Source organism: Paenisporosarcina sp. P4_E4_2 (genome assembly GCF_056401595.1).
The window spans coordinates 1-7,795 of record NZ_JBFUJC010000141.1 but is presented as its reverse complement, the minus strand read 5'-3'; the positions used below and the strand labels follow the sequence as shown (position 1 = coordinate 7,795).

Below are 7,795 nucleotides of genomic sequence, written 5' to 3'. Positions count from 1 at the left end.
GTAATAGGCCTGCTAGTGCAGGAGTATGTGTAGTTAAAATAACTTGTGAATTAGTATTATAGGCTAGTTCCATAAAAGCATTCATTAACATCTCTTGGTGTTTAGGAWGTTGTGATGTTTCAGGTTCTTCAAAAGCATAGATAATATTTTGTGATGAGCTCTCGGCAAGTTTTCTTTCCACCTCGGCTCTAAAGAAATTCAGAAGAATTAATCGTCGTACACCACTTCCACGTTTATTAATGGGGATACCATCATCGGAAGTAATACTTAATTTAAATAGAGAATCAAATTTGGGTTCGGATTTAAAATCAGGTATTAATGATGAAGCTAAATCATTATCCATTTCCTTCAGTTTTTCGAGCGTTCTATTGGCTGTTTCTAGTGCTTTTTGTCTTACTTCCATTTTAATCTTTTCTATTTCACCATTTAATTCTCCCAATGCCTGTTGTATCGCTAGTTTCATAGGATCGGTAACTTCTTTATCATCATCTTTACTAGAGCGATCAGATTGAAATAAAGAATAGATAGGTAGATATTTTTCCAATGATTCGTATAGTTTTTTTGAATCCTCCTTGTCAACTTGAATTTCACGTAAAGTAAGCTCTAAATTATCAGTAGTACTCCAAATAATACTTCTAATACTTGGATTACTACTGCGGTTATAATCTTCTGGAGAAATATTTAAAGAGGTGGCCAGTGCTCGTAATTGCGTTTGCTTTAGTTCTAATAAATTATTGTAACCTTCTTTGTTAGGGTGATTACAAATTATAGAAGTTATTGCTTTAGGTTTAGCAGCCGTAGCTCTATACGTTTTTTTAATTTCTAATTCATTATTAAGATTAAGTAAATACTCATTCCCTAGTGTTGTGGTAGAAGTACTATCAATAGTGATTTCAGTAGGTAAATTATTAAAAATACAAGTTATCTCGATATTTGGATCTACTGAACTAACACTCAGATCTTCTCTATCACATGTTACGACTGAGTTATTAAAGAATATTTCTAAAGCTTCTAATACTGTAGATTTTCCGGCATCATTCTTCCCTATAAATGCTGTTAAATTTTCAAAATCTATTTGAATCTCTTCTTTATAACCCCTAAAGTTTCTCAATTTTAAAGACTTAAGTTGCATATAACATTATTCTCCTCTGTAAATTATTGGTTACCCCATATAATAATTCTATTAAATTAAGAATAAACCTTTAAATTTTTGAAATGTTATTTATGTAATTTTATTTCCATCCCTCCGGAGCTAGCGTTATTTTACCTTTCATAGAATTAAATATTGAGTTTCTTCTATTATATAGTTAAAACTATAAGGACTCTACGTACTACCTGACTAGTTAATATAAAGTCGTTTTTCCACACCAATTTATTGCATCGTCGTAACCAGAGCCAAAACAATTCTTCACGTTGCCGTTTACGAATTATTCTTTATTTGAGTCGTGTCTAATAGAAACAAATTTATGCTTGATTTTTAGAAAGTGAGATCTATAATTTACGATCCAAATAGCGATAAATGGTAGTTCGAGAAACGCCCCATCTTTCTGCCACATCCTTAATTGGGGTGCCTCCATCAATAAGAGCTTTCATCATTTCTATATCTTTCTCTCCGTATTTCTCTGGACGTCCGCCAAGAGGCCTCGCGCTTTAGCTACTACTCGTCCAGCTGCAGAACGTTCTTCAAGAACTGCCTACTTAAACGTTTAGTAGAAAAAAAAGGAGTGTTCCCAAATAAAGGGCACAATCCTAAAAATTGTTTATAAAAGGTATTCCAAATCGGTTGGAAAGTTTTGTTACATACCCGTTTATCATTCACCAATTCATAATCAAATGATTAATTGGATATTTATTTAAAAATAAATATAACGTTGTGATGGCTTCTACTTAAACTAAATGGGGAGGTTAGTTTAAGTAGACATCTGTTATTGAGAACATTGTAAGACAATGACATAACACAGATTAAACAAAAACAATGGTTACGTTCATTGTTCAGAGCCTATGGAATATTTCCCTTGAAATAACGGGGACGTTGATTCAAAAAGGGATTAACTTCCTTTTTGTTGTATTTATTGTACTAACGGGGCAGATTAGTTGAAGAGTGATTCCTTTACCGACTAAGTTAGGTTAATATTGGAAGTGAAGGAGAGATAATTCAATGTATTAGTTATCTTTTATCGTTATCTTCATTATCGGTCAAACAGGACAAAGATAGTTAAAAGGGAAATTGAAGATAGAGAATAGACATAACACCTATAAAGGGATTAATACATAGTGGAATATAAAAATCGTTATTTGAACGAGTGTTTATGATGTGAATTTAAACGAAATTTATTGAACATTGTAATTATTTAATGTTTTTAGTTGAGTCTATGTTAATTTTAATAGAAAGTAGGTTTGTTATGGTATTGAATTTGTTTGAAAAAAACCTAGATTTGACTGATGAACAGCTACATCCAAAATTTATTTTATTAAGAGATCATGAGATGCTTTCTCAACCACGAAAAATCCTCTCGGGATGGACAGAAGGATTTATAGACAGAGATAATAAAATCCTTAAAGAGTTTCAAACAACATTCCATTCAAGTTTATGGGAATTTTTCTTATTTGCTTTTTTTAAGGAAGCAGGATTTATACTTGAGCAAACTTATAACAGACCTGATTTCATTATTACTAGCCCACAACCAATTAATATTGAAGCTGTAATTTCAATTGGCAGACCAGAGTCTGATAGAAATTTAGAAGATATATTAAGTTCCCTAACGCCCCCTTATCTACAAGATGATTTTGAAGATTATATAAATGAGTCTATAATACGACATTCCAATGCAATTAATACTAAACACAAAAAGCATTTAGTAGATTACACGACCTGTAAATGGATAAAAGTTGATGTTCCATTTGTTATTGCTCTGGGATCATTTGATCAAGTAAATTACGGAAGAGAGTTCTATTATCCACTATTGGCATTATTATATGGATGGTATTTTAATTCGAGGCAAGATTCATATGAGAAAAAGGATTACATTACTAAAACGGATACTGGTTCAAAGATACCAATTGGCTTATTTTTAGACCCAAAATATAAAAATATTTCAGCTGTAGTATTCTCTTGCACCATTACTATCGGTAAGCTTACTTCACTAGCAATTTCTAAGAGTGTCGATGCGTCTAATAATATTCAAACAGTATTAAATATATGTCATGACTTTGAAGCTCCTCATTATAAATTACAGATGGTGAGCGAAAAGAACCCAGAGGAATTATCTGATGGTGTATTCATTTTTCATAACCCTAACGCTGAAAGGAAATTATCATTAGATGCATTTTCAAAAACAAATGCCGTTCAGATAACATACGAAAATGGTCAATTAAATTTTAAAGGTTCAAATCTACCCATCTTCGCCAGACTCAATGCATCTAAAATATTATTTCCTGGTGCATTAGACGTATTAGTTAAGGAAGCCTTAATTAAATACAACAGATTAAACTAAATTATCAGTGCAGTGGTAGTTTGCCTAATTGAGTTAAAGAAAAATAAGAAATCTCCCTGCGATTAGATTTAAAATTTATAACATTTCAGATACTATGTGATTACAATTTTAGAGGGGAATGTTAAAACTATGACAACCGAACAGAAAAACAATTTTATTCCAACTTGGCTTGAAACCCCACCCAAGACAATTATTAAACTTCCAATTGAAACAAAATACCAAGAACTCCCATTTGAAGAGTTAGCCTGGGAAGACTTCGAAAGACTTTGCTTACGGTTAGTTAGATTAGAGGAAAAAGTGGAATATTGTCAACTTTATGGCACACGTGGCCAAGATCAAAAAGGAATTGATTTATATGCAAGGAAACTTGGAAAAAAGTATTCAGTTTATCAATGTAAGAGAGTTAAGGTTTTTGGTCCTTCACAAATAAAAGCAGCTGTAGAAAAATTTCTTGAAGGTGATTGGGTAGATAAGACTGACACATTTGTTTTATGTACATCAGAAAGTATGATACCAACAGATCGTGCAGATGAAATTGTGAATCAAGAGAAAGTTTTACAAAAACACGGAATCAATTTTATTCCTTGGGACAAGGAAACTTTATCTATTAAACTTAAACTATATCCGGAGTTGGTGGATGATTTCTTTGGTAGGGCTTGGGTAGATGCATTTTGTGGAATAGAGAAATCTAAAGAATTAGGTTCAAGATTAGATAGTAATCATGTATCTGAATTCAGAAATCAAATGAGGATGTTTTATAAAAGGGTATTTCAAACACATGATCCAGGGTTACCAGCCGCAACCCAGATAAATATGAGCTCCATAAGTCTAGAAGATAGGTTTGTTATACCGGACGTTATTGATAAACGAACCTTTCAATTAAGTGGTGATTCTCAAAATATTGAACAAAATATGAAGTTACCAAATTTTGATTTGTCGATTGAAGAGCATAGATCGTCTTCGACAATATCAAAAAAAATAACTACTTATCAACATCGTCAAGATCTTGATGTTTGGTTGTCTAGTAATGGTAATCGTAACATTATCTTAGGAGGACCAGGAAGTGGCAAGAGTTCACTGTTAAGATTTATAGCCATTGACCTGTTAGGCGAATCCCCTCAATTAAGCCTTCTTTCAAAGAAATGGGGCCTTTATTTACCGGTTTGGCTTCCTTTTGCTTTATGGACAAAATACATTTCCGAGTCCCCAGCAGGAACTTGTTCTATAAAGGATGTTTTAAAGGGATGGTTAAAAAGTTGGGATGAAGAGAGGCTTTGGCCACTTGTTGAACGTGCTCTGGAAGATAATCGACTTTTATTGCTGGTCGATGGTTTGGATGAATGGACCACTGAATCATCTGCGAGGTTAGCCTTAGATAGATTAAAAGTATTTGCACAGCAACGTGATATCCCTGTAATTCTGACAAGTCGTCCACATGGTTTTGAAAGAGTAGGAATTGGTTCAACAGATTGGGATATATGTGAGTTAAGTGATTTTTCAAATATCCAACAAAGGAAATTACTGAGTATTTGGTTTACCCTTTGGTACCAAAATAATAGTCAGCAAAATGTTGTGAAAGATGAAATTTTACGGAGAACAAATATGGCAATTGAGGATTTTATAAGTCAACTTGAGAAGTCGTCAGATTTACGTGAACTTGCAAAGATTCCATTATTACTTTCACTTTTAATTCTATTAAAAATCCATGATGCAAGGCTACCACAGAATAGATTTAAAGCATACGAAAAATTAATTGAGCTCTTTATTTCTACACACCCACAAAGAAGGATTGCAGCTGCAGGATTTGAAGTTAATCCGCTCGAACTTAACGATGATGAAATTAAGAGAGTAATGTCTTTTCTTGCTTTTATCATTCATGAGAAACATAGTGAAGGTATCATTACTAATAATGAAGCAATTCTCCAAATAGAATCATTTCTAAGAGATGAGGATATCGGTTTTGGATTAGAAAAGAAAGATGCTTACAGAATTAGTAATGCAATTTTATCCCTTGGTGAAGGGAATTTGGGATTACTTGTGAGCAAGTCCCCAAATGAAATTGGTTTTTTTCATCGAGCATTTCAAGAATTTTTAGCTTCTTTTTTTCTTTATACTAATAATAAGGAAAAGCAAATACAAGTAATTCAAAACAATTGCACAAATCCACAATGGTATGAAGTTATACTAGGACTATTTCATATTAATAATCGTTCAGAAGATATTCGACAATATATACAAAGTATTGATACTAAAGAGGTTAGCAAAGCTGAAAAGCTAAACATTAACCTTTTAGTATATGAAGCCACTTTCGGCCCTTACAATATGCCAGTTTTATTAGCTAAACAATATTGTGAAAATGCATTTAACGAAGTTGAACTAGGGCATTGGTTGCCTCATCGTGAAAGGGTTCTAAAAATAGTAATAGATGGTTTAAAATCGTCAAGCCTAAAAGAATTAGTAAAGAATAAGATTAGTGAATGGTTTCCTAGCCGTACAAATTGGAGGGAAGGTCTTATTGATGCAATGAGTGATTGGAATGATTCGGATAACACTTTAACGCATTATTTTAAAAGGGGACTATTCGATGAGGAATTTGACAATAAGCGTGCAGCTGTTAATGCTCTAATTAAAAAGAATAAAGGGGATCAAGCGTTAGGTGATTATTTAGTTAGTATTGTAAAAGGACCTAGAGATTCAATGACAAAGGCATTAATATTAGAGGGTTTAATATATGGTTGGTCAAAACATCATGAATTAAACTATATTTTAATTAATGCTAGAAACTCAATAAGTCCCGAATTAAGACTAACTGCAATAAAATCAAATGTTTTAAATAATATTCAGAGCAGTGAGGATTTACTGGAGTTGCTAAAATTAGGCATGAGAAATTCAGGATTGAACTATCATTTTAAAGATGAAATTTGGGAGCTATTATTAAAAGGATGGTCAAAAAATAAAGATGTGAAATCAGCTTGCCTTAGTGCTGTAATGAGGAAGCCTAATATTGAAGAGCTAGATTATGAAATAGCAATAAAGGTTCTTCTTAATGACTTTTCAGATGAGGAAGATGTTATACAGTTTTGTCTAAAAGAAATAAGAGAAGAAACCTACCCTTTTTTATTGATCCGATCCGAAGTGTGGAAATTAATAAAAGAAAAGTATCATGATAATAGTTTAATAATTGATGCCATAGATGATTGGCTTCTTAAAGGGCAACACGATGATATGAATTTAGTCGGTGCTGCGCTTGTTGGTTGTACTAAGACATCAAAGAATATTTTATTAGAAAAAGTAAAAACATCTAATGTTCCCCATTGGGCGGCTAATGCACTAATTGAAGGATGGGGTATGAAAGATGAACAAGTTGCCACCACTCTCAGTGGAATTGTTAATGAATCCGCTAAGAATTTATCGCTAATCAGTCATTTAATTGCAACAATTATTGATGACAAATCTTCTGCACAAAAAAGAATTATTGAATTGTTAAAAGACCCCGAGCTTATTCGTCTTGATTTTTTATTAATAGGAGCAGACAGGGTTTTAGACCATTCTTTCAAGAATGAAATACTGGAACATCTAATTAGCCTTGTCAAACACACAGAATTTAATGATCATAATTTATATAATAACAATAGAGCTGCAGTTAGTTATTTACTACAAAATTATTCAGATGAACCACGGGTTATGGAACTTGCAAAACAAGAAGTTTTAAAACGTGACGCTCTTTATGAAATAATTGCTAGAAATTATGGGGATGACAAAAAAATAAGAGATTATCTGCTTAGGATTGCGTTTCCGATACCAGCTCAATTAAGACAAATAATTGCTCAAAGACTTGGCGAAGGTATAGATTACAATGATTTCAATATTTCTTTATTGGAATTATATGACCATGAAGTTAATCCGATAGTAAAGGCAGAAAGTTCAATAAGCTTTCATAAACATATAAAATATAATAGTTTAGAATCTACAAAAGTAATTGATGCTTTAACTAATACAGTTGTGTGTTATGGCTATGATTACGAATCCCGAAGACAGGCTGCTTTTTGTGGACTGGTAACCTTAGACCGATTAGATATTTTTATTAATGCAAGGGAAAGAATAGGTGGAGATAAGACGAGTTTTGTTCCTTTTACGACAGTATTGCATAAGAATATTCCTTTTTTAGAACACGTACTAAACAATTGGGTATATATAAAAAATATTCTAGGTGATGAGATATTAAGTAGATTTTCTAGACACGAAAAGGACCCGCTTGTTTTATGGGAGGAATTAAGCATATTGGCAATCGAAGATTATCC

3 protein-coding genes and 1 pseudogene are annotated in these 7,795 nt (G+C 32.5%); 2 read left to right on the top strand and 2 right to left on the bottom strand.

Going from position 1 to position 7,795, the window contains the following annotated elements:
- Both AC1DSB_RS11020 and AC1DSB_RS11015 read right to left on the bottom strand, forming a co-directional pair.
- A partial coding sequence (locus AC1DSB_RS11020; protein ID WP_477586725.1) for an ATP-binding protein occupies positions 1–1,132 on the bottom strand: 1,132 nt, incomplete at its 3' end.
- Between the two features lie 359 nt (positions 1,133–1,491).
- Positions 1,492–1,691 (bottom strand): annotated as a pseudogene (locus tag AC1DSB_RS11015) (helix-turn-helix domain-containing protein); the annotation flags it as partial.
- Positions 1,692–2,408: 717 nt separating this feature from the next.
- Between AC1DSB_RS11015 and AC1DSB_RS11010 the strand changes: the two are divergent.
- Together AC1DSB_RS11010 and AC1DSB_RS11005 are read left to right on the top strand one after the other, a co-directional pair.
- Positions 2,409–3,494, top strand: a complete 1,086-nt coding sequence (locus AC1DSB_RS11010) for a hypothetical protein (protein WP_477586724.1) — start codon at positions 2,409–2,411, stop codon at positions 3,492–3,494.
- A gap of 129 nt (positions 3,495–3,623) precedes the next feature.
- On the top strand, positions 3,624–7,795 hold a 4,172-nt coding region (locus AC1DSB_RS11005), incomplete at its 3' end, for an NACHT domain-containing protein (protein ID WP_477586723.1).